Origin of the sequence: Synechococcus sp. WH 7805, from assembly GCF_000153285.1 — a bacterium.
Taxonomy (GTDB): Bacteria; Cyanobacteriota; Cyanobacteriia; order PCC-6307; family Cyanobiaceae; genus Synechococcus_C.
In genome coordinates, this window is sequence record NZ_CH724168.1 from 1189648 (window position 1) to 1206779 (window position 17132).

At 59.9% G+C, this 17132-nt stretch carries 27 protein-coding genes and 1 tRNA gene; 25 read left to right on the forward strand and 3 right to left on the reverse strand.

Annotated elements, in window-relative coordinates; all coding sequences use genetic code 11:
- The 19 genes from rplX (at nucleotide 1) to prfA (ending at nucleotide 11321) form a co-directional block, all read left to right on the forward strand.
- Complete coding sequence (rplX, locus tag WH7805_RS06465; protein ID WP_006042215.1) at nucleotides 1–357, forward strand: 50S ribosomal protein L24; 357 nt, start codon at nucleotides 1–3, stop codon at nucleotides 355–357.
- Between the two features lie 49 nt (nucleotides 358–406).
- Complete coding sequence (rplE, locus tag WH7805_RS06470; protein ID WP_006042216.1) at nucleotides 407–946, forward strand: 50S ribosomal protein L5; 540 nt, start codon at nucleotides 407–409, stop codon at nucleotides 944–946.
- A 19-nt stretch (nucleotides 947–965) separates the two neighbouring features.
- A complete protein-coding gene (gene rpsH, locus WH7805_RS06475; protein WP_006042217.1) occupies nucleotides 966–1367 on the forward strand; it encodes a 30S ribosomal protein S8 in 402 nt (133 codons plus the stop codon).
- Between the two features lie 15 nt (nucleotides 1368–1382).
- The gene (gene rplF, locus WH7805_RS06480) at nucleotides 1383–1922 is read left to right on the forward strand and encodes a 50S ribosomal protein L6 (RefSeq protein ID WP_006042218.1); all 540 of its coding nucleotides are present in this window, start codon (nucleotides 1383–1385) and stop codon (nucleotides 1920–1922) included.
- A gap of 33 nt (nucleotides 1923–1955) precedes the next feature.
- Nucleotides 1956–2324, forward strand: coding sequence for a 50S ribosomal protein L18 (gene rplR / locus WH7805_RS06485; RefSeq protein ID WP_006042219.1), 369 nt, complete (start codon nucleotides 1956–1958; stop codon nucleotides 2322–2324).
- Nucleotides 2325–2337: 13 nt separating this feature from the next.
- The gene (gene rpsE / locus WH7805_RS06490) at nucleotides 2338–2985 is read left to right on the forward strand and encodes a 30S ribosomal protein S5 (RefSeq protein ID WP_006042220.1); all 648 of its coding nucleotides are present in this window, start codon (nucleotides 2338–2340) and stop codon (nucleotides 2983–2985) included.
- 5 nt (nucleotides 2986–2990) lie between these two features.
- Nucleotides 2991–3443: a 50S ribosomal protein L15 gene (gene rplO / locus WH7805_RS06495; RefSeq protein ID WP_006042221.1), complete on the forward strand. Its 453-nt coding sequence runs from the start codon at nucleotides 2991–2993 to the stop codon at nucleotides 3441–3443.
- A gap of 106 nt (nucleotides 3444–3549) precedes the next feature.
- Nucleotides 3550–4869 (forward strand): preprotein translocase subunit SecY, encoded by a 1320-nt coding sequence (secY, locus tag WH7805_RS06500; RefSeq protein WP_006042223.1) that lies wholly within the window; start codon nucleotides 3550–3552, stop codon nucleotides 4867–4869.
- Between the two features lie 90 nt (nucleotides 4870–4959).
- The gene (locus WH7805_RS06505; protein ID WP_006042224.1) at nucleotides 4960–5511 is read left to right on the forward strand and encodes an adenylate kinase; all 552 of its coding nucleotides are present in this window, start codon (nucleotides 4960–4962) and stop codon (nucleotides 5509–5511) included.
- Between the two features lie 47 nt (nucleotides 5512–5558).
- Nucleotides 5559–5672: a 50S ribosomal protein L36 gene (rpmJ, locus tag WH7805_RS13845; protein WP_006042225.1), complete on the forward strand. Its 114-nt coding sequence runs from the start codon at nucleotides 5559–5561 to the stop codon at nucleotides 5670–5672.
- Between the two features lie 74 nt (nucleotides 5673–5746).
- On the forward strand, nucleotides 5747–6112 hold the full coding sequence (gene rpsM, locus WH7805_RS06510; RefSeq protein ID WP_006042226.1) for a 30S ribosomal protein S13: 366 nt from the start codon (nucleotides 5747–5749) through the stop codon (nucleotides 6110–6112).
- Between the two features lie 57 nt (nucleotides 6113–6169).
- Entirely contained in the window at nucleotides 6170–6562 is a 393-nt protein-coding gene (gene rpsK / locus WH7805_RS06515; RefSeq protein WP_006042227.1) for a 30S ribosomal protein S11, read from the forward strand.
- A 45-nt stretch (nucleotides 6563–6607) separates the two neighbouring features.
- Nucleotides 6608–7546 carry a DNA-directed RNA polymerase subunit alpha gene (locus WH7805_RS06520; protein ID WP_006042228.1) on the forward strand — a complete coding sequence of 313 codons (939 nt, stop codon included), beginning with the start codon at nucleotides 6608–6610 and terminating at the stop codon, nucleotides 7544–7546.
- Between the two features lie 36 nt (nucleotides 7547–7582).
- Nucleotides 7583–7933 (forward strand): 50S ribosomal protein L17, encoded by a 351-nt coding sequence (rplQ, locus tag WH7805_RS06525; RefSeq protein ID WP_006042229.1) that lies wholly within the window; start codon nucleotides 7583–7585, stop codon nucleotides 7931–7933.
- Between the two features lie 20 nt (nucleotides 7934–7953).
- Nucleotides 7954–8823: a tRNA pseudouridine(38-40) synthase TruA gene (gene truA, locus WH7805_RS06530; RefSeq protein WP_038004498.1), complete on the forward strand. Its 870-nt coding sequence runs from the start codon at nucleotides 7954–7956 to the stop codon at nucleotides 8821–8823.
- Nucleotides 8824–8989: 166 nt separating this feature from the next.
- Nucleotides 8990–9442 (forward strand): 50S ribosomal protein L13, encoded by a 453-nt coding sequence (gene rplM / locus WH7805_RS06535; RefSeq protein ID WP_006042231.1) that lies wholly within the window; start codon nucleotides 8990–8992, stop codon nucleotides 9440–9442.
- Nucleotides 9439–9843: a 30S ribosomal protein S9 gene (rpsI, locus tag WH7805_RS06540; RefSeq protein ID WP_006042232.1), complete on the forward strand. Its 405-nt coding sequence runs from the start codon at nucleotides 9439–9441 to the stop codon at nucleotides 9841–9843. The genes rplM and rpsI overlap by 4 nt, the downstream gene beginning before the upstream one ends.
- 8 nt (nucleotides 9844–9851) lie before the next feature.
- Nucleotides 9852–10109, forward strand: coding sequence for a 50S ribosomal protein L31 (gene rpmE / locus WH7805_RS06545; protein WP_006042233.1), 258 nt, complete (start codon nucleotides 9852–9854; stop codon nucleotides 10107–10109).
- A gap of 114 nt (nucleotides 10110–10223) precedes the next feature.
- Nucleotides 10224–11321 carry a peptide chain release factor 1 gene (gene prfA, locus WH7805_RS06550; protein WP_006042234.1) on the forward strand — a complete coding sequence of 366 codons (1098 nt, stop codon included), beginning with the start codon at nucleotides 10224–10226 and terminating at the stop codon, nucleotides 11319–11321.
- Nucleotide 11322: 1 nt separating this feature from the next.
- Here the strand turns inward: prfA and WH7805_RS06555 are convergent, their stop codons facing one another.
- Nucleotides 11323–11820 (reverse strand): HNH endonuclease, encoded by a 498-nt coding sequence (locus tag WH7805_RS06555; protein WP_006042235.1) that lies wholly within the window; start codon nucleotides 11818–11820, stop codon nucleotides 11323–11325.
- Nucleotides 11821–11893: 73 nt separating this feature from the next.
- Here WH7805_RS06555 and alr point away from each other — a divergent pair, with 73 nt between their 5' ends.
- Nucleotides 11894–13075: an alanine racemase gene (gene alr, locus WH7805_RS06560; protein ID WP_006042236.1), complete on the forward strand. Its 1182-nt coding sequence runs from the start codon at nucleotides 11894–11896 to the stop codon at nucleotides 13073–13075.
- A 34-nt stretch (nucleotides 13076–13109) separates the two neighbouring features.
- Nucleotides 13110–13198, forward strand: a tRNA-Ser gene (locus WH7805_RS06565).
- A gap of 15 nt (nucleotides 13199–13213) precedes the next feature.
- On the opposite strand, the gene WH7805_RS06570 is transcribed toward WH7805_RS06565, so the two are convergent.
- On the reverse strand, nucleotides 13214–14113 hold the full coding sequence (locus WH7805_RS06570) for a serine hydrolase (protein ID WP_038005160.1): 900 nt from the start codon (nucleotides 14111–14113) through the stop codon (nucleotides 13214–13216).
- 17 nt (nucleotides 14114–14130) lie between these two features.
- On the opposite strand from WH7805_RS06570, the gene WH7805_RS06575 reads away from it, so the two are divergent.
- A complete protein-coding gene (locus WH7805_RS06575) occupies nucleotides 14131–14871 on the forward strand; it encodes a C40 family peptidase (RefSeq protein WP_006042238.1) in 741 nt (246 codons plus the stop codon).
- 52 nt (nucleotides 14872–14923) lie between these two features.
- Nucleotides 14924–15883, forward strand: a complete 960-nt coding sequence (locus WH7805_RS06580) for a glycosyltransferase family 2 protein (protein ID WP_006042239.1) — start codon at nucleotides 14924–14926, stop codon at nucleotides 15881–15883.
- On the opposite strand, the gene WH7805_RS06585 is transcribed toward WH7805_RS06580, so the two are convergent.
- Nucleotides 15841–16335, reverse strand: coding sequence for a hypothetical protein (locus WH7805_RS06585; protein ID WP_006042240.1), 495 nt, complete (start codon nucleotides 16333–16335; stop codon nucleotides 15841–15843). The genes WH7805_RS06580 and WH7805_RS06585 overlap by 43 nt on opposite strands.
- 114 nt (nucleotides 16336–16449) lie before the next feature.
- Between WH7805_RS06585 and WH7805_RS06590 the strand changes: the two genes are divergently transcribed.
- Nucleotides 16450–16566: a photosystem I reaction center subunit VIII gene (locus WH7805_RS06590; RefSeq protein WP_006854791.1), complete on the forward strand. Its 117-nt coding sequence runs from the start codon at nucleotides 16450–16452 to the stop codon at nucleotides 16564–16566.
- A 56-nt stretch (nucleotides 16567–16622) separates the two neighbouring features.
- Nucleotides 16623–17114 carry a photosystem I reaction center subunit XI gene (locus WH7805_RS06595; RefSeq protein ID WP_038005163.1) on the forward strand — a complete coding sequence of 164 codons (492 nt, stop codon included), beginning with the start codon at nucleotides 16623–16625 and terminating at the stop codon, nucleotides 17112–17114.
- The last annotated feature ends 18 nt before the right edge of the window (nucleotides 17115–17132 follow it).

Genomic DNA, 17132 nt, shown 5'->3' on the forward strand with positions numbered 1-17132 from the left:
ATGGCCACTGCAACCTCCCAATCCGCTCCAACCCAGCGCATCAAGATGCGTCTGCGCAAAGGCGACACCGTTAAGGTCATCGCCGGCAAGGACAAGGGCAAGACCGGAGAAGTGCTACGCACGCTGCCCAACGAAAACCGCGTGATCGTGGAGGGCGTGAACATGCGCACCCGCCACGTGAAGCCCACCCAAGAGGGTGAGAGCGGACGGATCGTCACCGAAGAGGCATCGCTGCATGCCTCCAACGTGATGCTCTACTCCACCACGAAAAAGGTGGCCAGCCGAGTCGAGCTGATCACTGAGAAAGATGGCAGCAAGAAGCGCCGTCTCAAGAAAACAGGCGAGGTGATCGACTGATCACCCCGATCCTCCTTCTGACCAAGCCCAGAAGTCCCATCCCCCAGCCATGTCACTGAAACAGCGCTATCGGGAGACCATTCAGCCCAAACTGCTGAAGGATCTGAGTCTCTCCAACATCCACGAAGTCCCCAAGGTGGTGAAAGTCACCGTCAACCGAGGACTTGGCGAAGCCGCCCAGAACGCGAAGTCCCTCGAGGCTTCGGTGAACGAGCTGGCTCAAATCACCGGCCAAAAAGTGGTGGTAACCCGCGCCAAGAAAGCCATTGCCGGTTTCAAAATCCGCCAAGGCATGCCGATCGGTTGTGCCGTCACCCTTCGTGGCGAACGCATGTATGCGTTCCTTGAGCGACTCATCAACCTGGCGCTCCCCCGAATCCGCGACTTCAGAGGCGTCAGCCCCAAAAGCTTCGACGGCCGCGGCAACTACACCCTGGGGGTGAGAGAACAGATCATCTTCCCTGAAATCTCCTTCGACAAAATCGATGCCATCAGGGGCATGGACATCACCATCGTGACCACTGCCCGCACGGATGAAGAGGGCCGGGCCCTCCTCCGCGAGATGGGAATGCCATTCCGCAGCAACTGAGCCCTCCTCGGAAACCACCATGGCCAACCACGACCCTATTTCCGACATGCTCACCCGCATTCGTAATGCGAGTGAGAAACGTCACCAGAACACCAAAGTCCCCGCATCCCGCATGTCCCGCAGCATCGCCAAGGTGCTGCAGCAGGAGGGTTTCATCGCTGAGATCAGCGAAGAAGGCGAAGGAGTTCACACCAATTTGGTGCTGGAACTGAAGTACAGCGGCAAGCACCGACTGCCCACCATCCGCTCCATGCAACGGGTGAGCAAGCCCGGTCTGCGCATCTACAAGAACACCCGCGGACTTCCCAAAGTCCTCGGTGGACTGGGGGTGGCCATCATCTCCACCTCCAAGGGTGTGATGAGCGATCGCGATGCCCGCAAGCAGGGCGTCGGCGGTGAAGTGCTCTGTTACGTCTATTGATCCGGAGCCAGAACCATGTCACGTATCGGTAAATCCCCCATTCCCATTCCCGACAAGGTGAGTGTGAGTCTTGACGGACTCGCTGTCACCGTGAAGGGACCAAAAGGCGAACTGAAGCGCACGCTCCCCGACGGTGTGAGCGTGAATCAAGTGGAGAACACCATTGTGGTGGCTCCCACCAGCGAGAAGCGCCTCTCTAGAGAGCGTCACGGACTGTGCCGCACCCTGGTCGCCAACATGATCGAAGGCGTCAGCAACGGGTATTCCAAGAAACTTGAAATCGTGGGCGTCGGCTCCAGGGCTCAAGTGAAAGGCAAGACCCTTGTGGTGAGTGCCGGCTACAGCCACCCGGTGGAGGTACAGGCCCCTGAAGGCATCACCTTCGCCGTTGAAAACAACACCAACGTCACTGTCTCCGGCACCGACAAGGAGCTGGTGGGCAATGAGGCGGCCAAGATCCGCGCCATCCGTCCGCCTGAGCCCTACAAGGGCAAAGGCATCAAGTACGCGGGCGAGCGCATCCTGCGCAAGGCAGGCAAGTCAGGCAAGAAGTAATTCCCCGCCAGACACTCCTCCGCATAACCCACCATGTCGACCCTCTCTCGCAAACAACAGACCCAGAAGCGCCACCGGCGCCTGCGTCGCCATCTCAGCGGCACCGCCGACCGTCCCCGGTTGGCTGTGTTTCGCTCCAACAGCCACATCTACGCCCAGGTCATCGACGATGCCGCACAGAGCACGCTCTGCTCGGCCTCGACGCTTGACAAGGACCTGCGCACGAGCATCAAGGACACAGGAAGCACCTGCGATGCTTCCGTTGCCGTCGGCGAACTCGTCGCCAAGCGTGCCCTGGCCAAGGGCATCCAACAGGTGGTCTTCGATCGTGGCGGCAACCTGTATCACGGCCGGGTGAAAGCCCTTGCCGACGCCGCCCGGGAAGCGGGCCTTCAGTTCTGATCCTGCTCTCAACATGACCGATTCCAACCCTCAAACCAATCCCAACGACATCCCATCGGCGGCTGATGTCCCGGCAGCGGCCGAAGGACAGCAGGAGCAACGCCGCGGTGGCGGCGGACGTGGTGACCGCGGCGACCGTCGCGGTGGCCGTCGCGGCGACCGTCGCAACCAGGAGCGCGACTCCGAATGGCAGGAGCGCGTGGTGCAGATCCGCCGGGTCTCCAAGACCGTCAAAGGTGGTAAGAAAATGAGTTTCCGAGCGATCGTCGTCGTCGGGAACGAGCGTGGACAGGTGGGTGTCGGCGTCGGCAAGGCCGGTGATGTGATCGGAGCCGTCCGCAAGGGCGTCGCCGATGGCAAAAAGCATCTCGTGAAGGTGCCGCTCACCCGTCACAATTCAATTCCCACCCTCTCCAACGGGCGTGACGGCGCAGCCAGTGTTCTGATCCGCCCCGCGGCTCCAGGCACGGGCGTGATCGCCGGTGGATCAATCCGCACCGTCCTCGAGCTCGCCGGCATCAAGAACGTGCTGGCCAAGCGCCTGGGCAGTAAGACTCCCCTCAACAACGCGCGAGCCGCCATGGTGGCTCTGGACAGTCTCCGCACCCACAAAGAGACCGCCAAGGAACGGGGGATCTCCCTCGAGCAGATCTACTCCTGACTCCCATGACTCTCCGACTCGAATCCCTTAAATCCAACAAAGGCGCCCGTCGCCGCAAACTGCGCAAAGGTCGTGGCATCGCCGCTGGCCAGGGTGCGAGCTGCGGCTTCGGGATGCGGGGTCAGAAGTCCCGCTCGGGCCGGCCAACGCGCCCCGGCTTCGAGGGTGGCCAAATGCCCTTGTACCGCAGGGTCCCGAAACTGAAGCATTTCCCTTTAGTGAACCCCAAGCAGTTCACTGTGGTGAATGTGTCGGCTTTGAACGACCTCAAGGACGGCAGCACGGTCAATCTCGACTCTCTGGTGAAGGGCGGCATCGTCACAAGCCCTAAACATCCCCTGAAAATTCTGGGGAATGGAGAACTAAAGACCAAACTCACAGTTCAAGCTGCCGCCTTCACGGCATCAGCTCGCACCAAAATCGAAGCCGCTGGTGGAACCTGCGAACTTCCGGAGTGAGACCTTTCAAGGCCGTAACGCCCAGCTCTAAGGTCTGAGCCGTCCGCAGGATTTCGATCCGCGGACGGCTTTCCTGCATCCAGCCCACACCCACGCTCTCTGTTTCATGCTCGTCAGTCGGGGACGCAACCCCAGTGCCGCTGAAGTCATCACCCAACTGGTACGGAATCCGGAGCTACGCAACCGGGTTCTGACCACTCTGGGTTTGCTGATGTTGGTGCGCCTTGGCATCTACATCCCCATGCCCGGCATCGACCGTGTTGCCTTCCAGCAGTTCATCCAGCAGGGAGGGCAGCTGATTGGATTCCTCGACATCTTCACCGGTGGAGGCATCTCCACCCTTGGAATCTTTGCCCTCGGGATCCTGCCCTTCATCAACGCTTCGATCATCCTGCAGCTGCTGACTGCGTCTCTGCCCCAGCTCGAAGACCTACAGAAAAACGAGGGAGAAGCCGGTCGACGCAAAATTGCCCAAATCACCCGCTACGTGGCGTTGGGTTGGGGACTGATTCAGAGCGTGATCTTTGCTGTGATTCTTCGGCCTTACGCACTTGAGGGTTTGTCAGACGGCGTATTCATTACGCAGACAGCTCTGGCTCTGGTCACCGGCTCGATGATCGTGATGTGGATCAGCGAAGTGATCACTGAGCGAGGAATTGGCCAGGGAGCCTCCCTGGTGATCTTCCTCAACATCGTGGCCACCCTGCCTCAGGCCCTCGGGTCCACCATTGAGAAAGCCCAGACGGGTGACCGAAGCGACGTGTTTGGGATCATCGTGCTGGTCCTGGTGTTCTTGGTCACCATCGTTGGAATCATTTTCGTGCAGGAGGGGGCTCGACGGCTGCCGATCGTGAGTGCCAAACGCCAGGTGGGTGGATCCGCTCTCCTCCCCAACCGTCAGAGTTATTTGCCTCTGAAGCTGAACGCTGGTGGCGTAATGCCGATCATTTTCGCTTCTGCGCTGATTTTCCTACCGATCACAATCGCCAATTTCAGTCAGAACCCACTGTTGATTACCGCAGCGAGCGCGTTGAACCCAAGTGCATCAAACCCATGGCCGTACGCACTGCTGTTTTTCTCCTTGATCCTGGGCTTCTCCTACTTCTACGCCTCGCTCACTTTTAATCCAACAGAAGTCGCCACCAATCTCAAACGCGGTGGCGTGGCCATCCCAGGGGTCCGCCCTGGGAGCGCCACAGCCAACTATCTCGAAGGCGTCAAAAATCGACTCACTCTGCTCGGAGGCTTATTTCTGGGGGCTGTCGCCATCATCCCCTCCGCCGTCGAGCGCGCCACCAGCGTCACCACATTCCAAGGACTCGGCGCAACGTCCCTCCTGATTCTGGTCGGCGTCGCTATCGACACCGCCAAGCAGGTTCAAACGTACGTGATCTCACAGCGCTACGAGGGCATGGTGCGCCAATAGAGAGCACCAAAGCGTTACGCCTAAAGCACGAATTTGGTACGCCACCGTACCGCCCCATCGCTTTATCCCCTGACCCATCCCATCGACACCATGAAGCAACGTCTGCTGTTCATCGGCCCCCCAGGGGCAGGCAAGGGAACCCAGGCTTCACGCCTCTGCGACACCCACGGACTTCGCCATCTCTCCACAGGCGACCTGCTGCGCTCTGAGGTTTCAGCAGGCAGCGCCCTGGGCAAGGAAGCCGAAGCGGTCATGAACCGCGGCGAGCTCGTCAGCGATGACCTGGTTCTCGCCATCGTCCGTTCTCAGCTCACAGCGCTGAAGGGCCAGGGCTGGCTTCTCGATGGCTTTCCTCGCAATGTTGCGCAAGCCGAAGCACTGGAGCCCCTGCTCGGAGAACTGCAACAAAGCATCGAGACGGTCGTTCTTCTGGAACTCGACGACGAGGTCCTTGTCGAGCGACTGCTTGCCAGGGGTCGAGCGGACGACAACGAATCGGTCATTCGCAATCGTCTCGAGGTGTATCGCAAGCAGACCGCCCCGCTGATCGACTACTACCGAGCCAAGGGACTGTTGATCTCCATCGACGCCCAGGGCAGCGTGGAAGACATCACCACAAGACTTGAAGCAAATCTGGCTTGACCCTCTGTGATAGGTTAGCTGTTTGGAATTTTGGAGAGCCACACCCAATGAAGGTGCGCGCCTCGGTCAAGAAAATGTGCGACAAGTGCCGGGTGATTCGTCGCCATGGCCGCGTCATGGTGATCTGCGAGAACCCGAAGCACAAGCAACGTCAGGGCTGAACGTCCTACGTCTGAAATTCTGATCGCTTACTCGCCGCCCAAGGCGGCAACTGTCCCCCTCGATTATTAGCTCAGTGGCACGGATTGCTGGTGTCGACATTCCCCGTGACAAGCGGATCGAAGTCGCCCTCACCTACATCTACGGAATCGGCCTCACCCGGGCCAAAACCATTCTCTCCAAGACAGGTGTCAACCCAGACATACGCGTCAAGGATCTAGAGGATGGTGATGTGCAGAAACTGCGTGGCGCCACCGAAGCCTTCACGATCGAGGGTGATCTGCGCCGGCAGGAGGGCATGGCCCTCAAGCGCCTGCAGGACATCGGCTGCTTGCGTGGCCGCCGCCATCGCATGAGCCTTCCTGTTCGCGGCCAGCGAACCCGCACCAACGCACGCACCCGTCGCGGCGCCCGCAAGACCGTGGCCGGCAAGAAAAAGTAAGCCTCTTGCAGTCGTTCGGATTGCTCCGTTCCTCCAGCCCCCATCACCCCCAGGCCCATGGCCAAGACCGTCAAGAAATCCGGCCCGAAGAAGGCCAAACGCAACGTCCCCAACGGCGTTGCGCATATTCAGAGCACGTTCAACAACACGATCGTCTCGATTACCGACACCACCGGAGAGGTCATCTCCTGGTCATCGGCCGGTGCCAGCGGCTTCAAAGGTGCTCGTAAGGGCACGCCCTTCGCAGCACAGACCGCAGCCGAGGCCGCTGCTCGTCGCGCACTTGATCAAGGGATGCGTCAAATCGAAGTGCTGGTTCGCGGCCCCGGTTCTGGACGAGAAACCGCCATCCGTGCTCTGCAGGTCGCCGGCTTGGAGATCACCCTGATCCGTGATGTCACGCCGTTGCCCCACAACGGCTGCCGCCGTCCCAAGCGTCGTCGCGTCTGATCCACGCGTTTCCGTTCAGGTCCCTCTCTCCCCCCGCCTCAGACAGTGTTGCAATACCAGATCGACCGTATCGAGCATCAGATCGCTGACGATCGCTCACAAACCGGTGTGTTTCTCATCGGCCCCTTAGAGCGTGGTCAGGCCACGACTCTCGGCAACTCGCTGCGTCGTGTGCTGATGGGCAATCTCGAGGGCACAGCGGTCACCGCCGTGAGGATTGCTGGTGTCAATCATGAATACGCCACCATCCCAGGTGTTCGCGAGGATGTTCTTGACATTCTCTTGAATTGCAAGCAAATCACCGTGAACAGCCGCACCAGCGAGCTGGAGATCGGACGTCTGGTGGTGGCCGGACCGGCAACCGTTAAGGCCCGTGACCTGCAGTTTTCATCTCAGGTGCAGGTGATTGACGGGGAGCGTGTGATCGCGACGGTGGGCGAGAGTTACAGCCTCGAGCTCGAGGTGCATGTGGAGCGAGGCATCGGCTACAGGCCGGTGGATCGCCACAACGAAGACACCAGCGCCATCGACCTGCTGCAGATCGATGCTGTGTTCATGCCAGTGCATCGGGTGAACTTCACCATCGACGAAACGGCCGTTGCCGAAGGTGGATCAGCCCGAGAGCGTCTGCGTATGGAGGTGGTGACCGATGGATCCATCACCCCAGACGATGCCATTGCCCAGGCTGCCAATCAGCTCATCGAGCTGTTTCAGCCTCTGGCCACGGTCACCATGGTCGAAGAGGTCAGCGCAGAACCCGAGCCCACTGCAGAGGCTCAGATTCCTCTCGAGGAACTCAACCTCTCGGTTCGTGCCTACAACTGCTTGAAGCGAGCTCAGGTGAACTCGGTTTCCGATCTCATGGGTTTCAGCTACGAGGATCTGCTGGAGATCAAGAACTTCGGATCCAAGTCGGCTGACGAAGTGATCGAGGCCCTCGAGCGCATCGGCATCCAGATTCCCCAAAGTCGCACCAGCGCCTGATCGTTCCTCACTCCATTCCAAGTCCTCACCCGAACCATGCGTCACCAATGTCGAGTTCCTCAGCTGGGCCGCCCAGCTGACCAGCGCAAAGCCATGCTTCGTGGCCTGACCACGCAGCTGATCCGCGAAGGCCGGGTCACGACAACCAAAGCCCGCGCCAAGGCCCTGAGGGATGAAGCCGAGCGCATGATCACGTTGGCCAAGGAAGGCAGCCTGGCGTCACGGCGACGGGTGCTCGGTTACGTGTACGACAAGCAGCTTGTGCATGCTCTCTTCGAGAAAGCGCCCGACCGCTACAGCGATCGCAAAGGTGGTTACACCCGGATCACCCGCACAGTTCGCCGCCGTGGCGACAATGCCGAGATGGCCATCATTGAGTTGGTCTGAACCCTTCGGATCAGAGCACGATTCACGACCCCCGACCCGGACCTGAAACCAATCCCCCCCAGCGGATTGCTATCAGCCTCCAGTACGCGGGGTCGTTTTTTTGTGGCTGGCAGCGGCAACGACAGGGCACAAGCGTGCAAGGTGTACTCGAACAGGCCATCGCGGATCTCGACCCCCATCGTCCCGTCCATGCCGTGGCCGCGGGCCGCACTGACGCCGGTGTGCATGCAGCCGGACAAGTGGTGCATTTCGACAGCAGTGGTCCAATTCCCGCCAATCGCTGGGCTCCAGCACTGAATGGCCGGCTACCCGCCAGCATCAGGGTCCGTGAAGCCGTGGAACGGCCTCTTTCGTGGCATGCCTGCTACTCGGCCACCTACCGGCGCTATCGCTACACCCTTTACAACGGCCGGCGACCCAATCTCTTTCTCGCGCCCTGGAGCTGGCATCGCTATCAAGCGCGTCTTGATGAGCATGCGATGGCTGATGCCTTGGGGGGAATGCTTGGCAGTCATGACTTCGCAGCTTTCCAGCGCGCTGGAAGTCGCAGAGCTCATTCAAGAACCACGATTCAGGACGTCTCCGTTCAACGGCGAGGCGATCTGATTGACCTGGAGATTCAGGCCACCGGCTTTCTCTATGGAATGGTGCGCCTATTGATGGGGCAACTGGTGGCCGTTGGTGAACATCGACTCACCCCAGAACAGTTCGAGCGCCGCTGGCGGGAACGACGGCGTGAGGAGGTCAAAGACGGTGCACCACCCCAGGGCTTGTGCTTGCTCAGGGCAGGCTACGAGGACACCATCTTCAGCAAGGGCGGCTGGTACGATTGTCAACCGACTTTTTGTCTAGCCACAGAAGATCCACCTCCGGATCCTCCAGGATGGTGATTCAGCACCTGAACCGCACCGACGCCAACCGAACTTTGAGGTTGGGGTCAGGCGACAAGGTAAAGTCGATCTTTGAGCTCTGGTTGGAACGCCACGGCGTAACCAATGCTCCCTGCCCAGCTTCGTCGCTCGCGACGGGGCATATCAGAACCGGCATGCCGGCGCGATGAACAAGACCTCTGTCCCCTCCATCGATTCGATCGACCGCCAGTGGTATCTGGTGGACGCTGAGAATCAAACCCTCGGCCGACTGGCAACCGAGGTGGCTTCCGTGCTGCGCGGCAAGAACAAAGCCAGTTTCACCCCTCACCTCGACACCGGCGATTTCGTTGTCGTTGTGAATGCCGACAAGATTCGGGTAAGCGGTAACAAGCCTCAGCAGAAGCTTTACCGCCGTCACTCCGGTCGCCCCGGAGGCATGAAGGTGGAAACCTTCGCTCACCTGCAGGAGCGCCTGCCAGAACGCATCGTGGAGAAGGCCATCAAAGGCATGCTTCCCCACAACGCCCTGGGTCGGCAGATGTTCCGCAAATTGAAGGTTTACAAGGGTGCCGAGCACCCTCACGCTGCCCAACAGCCCAAGCCCCTGCAGCTCGATCCCGCCGCCACCGCCCAATGAGCACCTCCAATTCTGTCGTCTACTGGGGTACCGGCCGCCGCAAAACCTCTGTGGCCCGTGTGCGCTTAGTGCCAGGAAACGGCACCATCACGATTAACGGTCGCCCCGGCGATAACTATCTCAATTACAACCCCGCCTACCTGTCTGCAGTACGTGCCCCACTGCAGACGTTGGGTCTCCTCACGGAGTACGACGTTCTCGTGAACGTCCGTGGTGGTGGACTGACCGGCCAAGCTGATGCCATCAAGCAGGGCGCCGCTCGCGCCTTGTGTGAGCTTTCAGCCGACAACCGCAAGCCCCTGAAGACCGAAGGCCATCTCAGCCGAGATCCACGGGCAAAGGAACGTCGCAAGTACGGCCTCAAGAAAGCCCGTAAAGCTCCCCAGTTCTCCAAGCGCTGATTTCTGTCATGCCCAAGCCCGAAATCCATCCCACCTGGTATCCCGATGCCAAGGTGATCTGCAACGGAGAAGTGGTAATGACCACTGGCTCCACGCAGCCCGAAATCCACGTTGATGTGTGGAGCGGCAACCATCCCTTCTTCACAGGCACTCAGAAAATCCTCGACACGGAGGGGCGTGTGGATCGTTTCATGCGCAAATACGGCATGGGCGGAGCAGACAAGGCTGCAGATGACAAAAAAAGTGGCGAGAAAGCAGACGCCTGATTGGTGTTTTGCCATGAATGTTCCCCCGAAGGCAGTAACACCACTGCCATCGGGGGTTTTTGTTGACCCACCGTCCTTCGTTGCAGACCAGGCATCGGCACCATCTCTGAGGGAATGGATCCATCGACGTTGATCAGTCGCCTCGAAGCGGCACGCGACAGTTTCCACAACCTGGAGCGCCAATTGGCGGATCCAGATGTGGCCTCAGATCCCACGCGTCTGCAGTCAATCGCTCGGGAACGATCCAGACTCGAACCCCTGGTGAACGACTACACCAGCCTGCAATCGGTGCAAGCGGAGCGGGAACAGGCCAGAGAACTCCTGCGTGATAGCCGTGGTGATGAGGAGATGGCCAACCTTGCGCAACTTGAGTTGGAGGAGCTGGACAAGCGCCATGAAGTCCTGATTCAACGGCTCACACTGGCACTGCTGCCGAAGGATCCCCGGGATGAACGCAGTGTGATGCTTGAGATCCGTGCTGGTGCCGGCGGCGATGAAGCCTGCCTCTGGGCAGGCGATCTGGCACGGATGTATGAACGCTTCAGCAGCAGGCGCGGCTGGACGGTTCAACCAGTGAGTGCCAGTGAAGCCGACCTTGGGGGCTTCAAGGAGCTGATCCTCTCGGTGAAAGGAGATTCAGTGTTCAGTGAGCTGAAATTTGAAGCTGGAGTTCACCGCGTGCAACGTGTCCCAGCCACAGAATCGCAAGGACGCGTTCACACATCCACTGCCACCGTGGCCGTCATGCCAGAAGCAGACCCCGTCGAAGTGCAGATCGAACCCGCCGATTTGGAGATCAGTACAGCCCGATCCGGTGGAGCTGGAGGGCAGAACGTCAACAAAGTCGAAACCGCCGTGGATCTAATGCATCGCCCCAGCGGAATCCGTGTGTTTTGCACCCAGGAACGATCCCAGCTTCAGAACAGGGAGAGGGCCATGGAGATTCTGCGGGCCAAGCTCTACGAGCGCCAACTGGCGGAAGCCAATGCCCGGGAAAGCTCCGCGCGACGCGCCCAGGTGGGCACAGGCGATCGCAGTGAGAAGATCCGCACCTACAACGCCAAAGACAACAGGGTCACAGATCATCGGCTGGGCCGGAACTTCAGCCTTGATCCAGTACTCCAGGGACAAATGGAGGATGTTATCGGTGCTTGTATCGCTGAGGAACAGCGCAGCAAGCTGGCAGCGCTCAGTCAGCAATCGGACGACTGAATCACGCGCCGATCACATATTTGGCCCACTCACTGTGCCGACCAGAATTGATCTGACGGACGGCATCGAAACTCAAACTGCTGAGCGGTCGTCTTGGCATTTTCCGCAGAGGCATGGCCGCTTCCTGGGGCGTGCGATTCCCCTTTCGGACGTTGCAGCGCATACAGGCTGTGGTCACGTTGTCCCAGCTGTCGCCACCGCCGCGACTGCGAGGCATCACGTGGTCGATCGAGAGATTCTCCTTGACGCCACAGTACTGACAGGTGTGGTTGTCTCTCTGAAACACGTTGCGACGGGTCAGTGGGACCTGCCTGAATGGAACACGAACAAACTGCCGCAACCTGATCACCGTTGGGACATGAACATCTCGGCGTACGAGCCGATGAGGATCATGTTCGAGGCTCTCAGCCTTTCCCTTGAGCATCATCACCAAAGCTCGACGCCAAGTGGTGATGTTCAGAGGTTCGTAGGACGCATTGAGAACGAGAACCTGGCCCATGCCAGCTCCCAGATTAAACGGCATGCTAACGGGGTCACAAATGACGCCTTGTGCCCCCCACTACCAAGCCCCCATGTCCGACCTGTTCGTCGACAACCAACGATCTGCAGGACTCGTGCACCAGACCGGGGCCGACCCCCGTCAACGGGCCTGGATGGAAGTCTCCGCACAGGCTGTGGAAAAGAATGCACGAGCACTGAAAGGGATTCTGAAACCTGGCTGTGCCCTGATGGCCGTTGTCAAGGCCGACGGCTACGGACATGGAGCTGAGACGGTCGCCAGAGCAGCCATTTGTGGAGGAGCCGCCAGCCTTGGCGTGGCCACCCTGCAGGAGGGGATTGAACTGCGACGGGCCGGGCTCGAACTCCCTGTTCTTGTGCTCGGCAACCTGATTCAGGCTGAAGACTTGCGGGCCTGCCTGCATTGGCAGCTGATGCCCACCTTGAGCAGCATGCGTGAAGCGCTGCTCTGCCAGAACCTTGCCAGCGGCAGCGGCCGTCGCTTCTCCGTTCAGCTCAAGCTGGACACAGGAATGACCCGACTCGGCTGCGACTGGCAGGACGGCAGTCGTCTCACGGCGGCCATCCAGCAACTCGACCATCTGATGCTCCGTGGCGTGTACAGCCACCTCGCTATGGCCGATGGAGGTCCCGAGGGTGATGCTGAGCGCATCACTCGACTGCAGCAGGAGCGCTTTGACGCCGTGACGCGGTCCCTTCGCAGCGAAGCCCTCCAACTCCATCTCGCCAATTCAGCCGGCACGCTTCGCGACCCATCCCTTCACCATGACCAGGTGCGCGTCGGCTTGGCTCTCTATGGCCATTCACCCAGTCAGCATCTGAACCAAAGCGTGCATCTGGAACCAGCGATGGGAGTGAAGGCACGGGTGAGCCTGATCCGCGTTGTGCCTGCAGGAGTGGGCGTGAGCTACGGACATCGTTTCATCACCAGCCGTCCCAGCCGACTGGCCGTGGTGGGCATCGGCTACGCCGATGGAGTGAGCCGTTCTCTATCCGGCCAGATCTCAGTGCTCCACGCTGGCCAACGCCTACCGCAGGTGGGTGCGATCACCATGGATCAGCTGTTGGTAGACGCCACCGACCACCCAGCTCTGGATGTGGGTGATGTGGTGACCCTGCTTGGATCTGATGGCGAGGAAGTGATTCATCCGCTGGAGTGGGCCGAACTGTCCCATACGATTCCTTGGGAAGTGCTGTGCAGCTTCAAACATCGCTTACCCCGCTTGGTGGTCTGAAGGCACGACCTCTTGATAAGGTGGGCAAGCCGCTGGAGAGGTGGCTGAGTGGTTGAAAGCGGCTCCCTGCTAAGGAGTTACAGGAGGCAACTTCTGTCGAGGGTTCGAATCCCTCCCTCTCCGTTGAATTAAACGTGATCAATCGCTGGGTGCGAAGAGCGCCAGATTGTGGGCGATAGCTGGGAGCAGAGCTTCGTCATTCGCCAGCTCTGCACCTTCGGTGAACACCACAAGCAGACTGGGAGGTTCATTGTTCAAACACCACCAGGCAGCATCGTGTCGCGCCTGGCTCATCCAACCGGCCTTGCTCCAAAGCGTGCTGACTGGGGACAGCCCTTCGCCGAGAAAGCCGTCAACCTGATTCTCTGGATCAGACGCTCTCGCCTCTGGATCCAGAGATCGCAGCAATCGATTCCGCAGGCGCTGGCAGGCCGGTGGAGACAGGACTCCATCTGTCATCACAGCCTCCAACATGCGTGCCACTGCGGCCGTGGAGAGTGCATTTCGATTGGAATTGCCCTCCCCGTAGAAAGCCTTTTCGCGGCCATAAGGTCCGTCACTCCAGGTTTTCTGGCAGCAGTTCACCTGGTCCAGTTCGGGCCATCCGAAATCCTTGAGCCACCGGTTCACAACCAGACGCTGTTGCTGCCACTGCTCCCAGGCCGGTGAGCGCAAGGCGGGACCACTTGTGGTCCCGGTAAGAAAGTCCACAATCAAGCCGGTGGCATCGTTACTGGAGTCAGCCAGCATGTCGAGCAAAGCTCGGCGCAATTCCTCACTATCAGGAAGGACATCTCTCTCCAGCCAGTGCTCCGCTGCCACTGCATAAATCAGCTTGACAACGCTGGCTGGATACATGAGTTTCTGATCCGCCCAAGAGGCCCCGCAACCACTGCCAGTCACTGGCATTGATTGGTCGTATCGCACCCAGGTCACGGCGATCCGATCATGCAGACCGGGGCGGCCTTCGGCAGCGAGTCGATCGATCAGAGCAGCCAGATGCTCCTGCATCGTTGGCTCGGGGCGGTAGAACGCCATGGCACTGGCTTCAGTCAATGCCGACCCTAGGCACTCCATTGGCTCCAGATCTCATCACTCCAGGAAGCTGCTGGCAGCTCCTGAAGGACCTCAACGGTTATTCCCGTGCCCGTGGTGAAAGTCTTGCAACCCAGGCAGCTGCGGGCCGGAGTTTTCGCGTGATCACCCCTTTGGACACGCTCGGCGGCAACCGCATTCGGGTGAAACTGATTGAGGATGGCTATCCCTGCTGGCTGAATGTGGCCGATCTCGCCGGGCAGGCACGCACAACGGCTCCTCCCCGGCCTCGACTGTTGACGAGTGACGCGATCGCGGCACGGATTCCTGCGGTTCTCGAATGGCTCAAGGTTGCCGCCGCTCGCCCGAATGAATACCTCTGGGGCGGAACGCTGGGCCCTGATCTCGACTGCTCAGGACTGGTGCAATGTGCCTTCGCCAGTGCCGACATCTGGCTGCCCAGAGACGCTTATCAGCAGGAACGCTTTTGCGAACCCGTCGCGGTTCGGCCAGGCAATGACCAACTTCTGCGACCAGGTGATCTGATTTTTTTCGGGCGACCGCAACGCTGTACGCATGTAGCGATTCACCTCGAACGCGGCCGCTACATGCACAGCTCAGGACGGGAGCATGGACGCAATGGCATCGGCATCGACAGCCTCCATCCCAGCGACCGACACCCTGTGGCCAGTCATTACAGAGCCGAACTGCGGGGGGCTGGTCGGATCATGCGATGTCACGACGGCACCACCCTGGCCTGATCAAAACGAATCCAAGCGCCGATTAAGTTGCTGCCATACGAGATTGATCCCCATGGCAGGGCTTGACCTTTCGGTCGTAGTGCCCCTCTACAACGAGGAAGAGAGTCTGCCAGAACTGGTCGAGCAGCTCCTCACAGCGCTGCGTCCGATCGGAGAATGCTTCGAGCTGGTGCTGGTCAACGATGGGTCCACCGATGCAACGGCTGCCGTGTTGGAGAGAATCAGCGCGGAGGTACCTGAGCTCGTAGGCGTGCTCCTGCGCAAGAACTACGGCCAGACAGCTGCAATGGCCGCAGGCTTCGATGTTGCGCAAGGCAAGGTCATCGTGAGCTTGGATGGCGACCTTCAGAACGATCCCGCCGATATCCCCCTACTGCTTGCAAAGCTTCGCGAGGGCTATGACTTGGTGAGTGGCTGGCGCCACGATCGTCAGGACGCCGAACTGCAACGCAAGCTTCCTTCCAGGATCGCCAATCGGATCATCGGGCGCGTCACGGGTGTGCGGTTGCATGACTACGGCTGTTCGCTGAAGGCCTACGACCGCGATGTGCTTGCCGACATGCGTCTCTACGGAGAGCTGCACAGGTTTCTGCCGGCGCTGGCCTTCATCGAGGGGGCACGCATCACAGAAGTGAAGGTGAATCACCGAGCCCGCCAGTACGGCACAAGCAAGTACGGCATCGACCGCACCTTCCGGGTGCTCATGGATCTGCTCACGGTGTGGTTCATGAAGCGGTTTCTGACGCGCCCGATGTACGTGTTCGGCTTTGGAGGTCTGATTGCGATCCTGATGAGCCTGATTGCAAGCTCTTATCTGCTGGTGATCAAGCTGATGGGCGACGACATCGGCACCCGGCCGCTATTGATTCTGGCGGTGGTGCTTGGCCTGGCCGGCATTCAGCTGTTCTGCTTCGGGCTCCTAGGGGAACTGCTGATCCGCACTTATCACGAAAGCCAGGGACGTCCGATTTACCGCATCCGGGCGACGTTGCGAGGTGGACGAGCCTGCTGAGAGGGACTGGGACGGGTTGCGCCGCGCTGCCGATCGATACCGGCGGCGGCGGCCAACACAACACGACGGTCCGAATCACGAAGGCCCCGGCGGAGCACAGGCAGCACCGAGGAATGTCCCCAAAGCCCCGCCCGCTTGACGGCTACAAGACGCTGCTCGGGTCCGCCTTGATCCATGGCCTGGCGAAGCTCCTTCGTCAGAGCCAGCCGAGCCGCGGTTCCCACAGGGGGCTCAAAGACCTGGTCTACCGAAGACTCCGATATTTCGGAGGTGGCTGAGGGCTCGAGCGGCGCTGAGGCCTCACTCAGCACGAGGCCGAGTTGGGCCCGATTGATCGCTGCAACCGAGCCCGCATCCGTACTGCGCAGCAGAGTCTTGCTTGGACGACGGCCAAGCAGCCAGAGCACAGCCACCAGCACGACTGCTGCACCACCGGCAAGAAGCTGATTCATGGAGCTTGAGCGACGGACGCCGCAGGGATTGAACTTTTATGTCGCCGTTGCGGTCGGTGCGAGACCGACAGAAAGGCGCTCACTACAGTACTGGCGGACCTTTTGGCCGCTGCCATGACCGGAGAATTTGTTGCTGCCTGGATGCCCTCAGTATTCGTTCCCCTCGTAGGGATCATGGGCCCAGCTGTGGCCATGGCTTTGCTGTTCAACGTGATCGAAGCCACTGATTGATCGGCCGCGCGCCCTTCAGACCGCTTCAGAGCTCCGCACCTCAATTCATTTATCCCATGACCGTGACCCCCGTAGCCGACCCCACAGTTGGCAACCTGGCCACCCCGGTGAACAGCAGCTATTTCGCCAAGGCCTTTCTCAACGCACTTCCTGCATACAGACCTGCGCTTTCTCCCAACCGTCGCGGTTTGGAAGTTGGCATGGCCCACGGCTTTTTCCTGTATGGCCCCTTCACAATCTGTGGCCCCCTGCGACTCACCGAGTACTCCACCACCGCTGGATTGCTGGCCACCATTGGTTTGGTGTCCATCCTGACCGTGTGCCTCTCCATCTACGGAACCGCAGGCAACGGCCCCAATGTTCAGCCGGCTGACGCCACAATCGACAACCCTCCTGCCGACCTGTTCACCAAGGCCGGATGGGCCGAGTTCGCCAGTGGCTTCTGGCTCGGAGGCTGTGGTGGCGCAGCTTTTGCCTGGTTCCTCACCGGCACTGCGCTTGTCGCTCCTCTGGTGAACATCGCCGGCGGTGTCTGGAGCGTGAACTAAGGCGGTTAAGCCTGACCT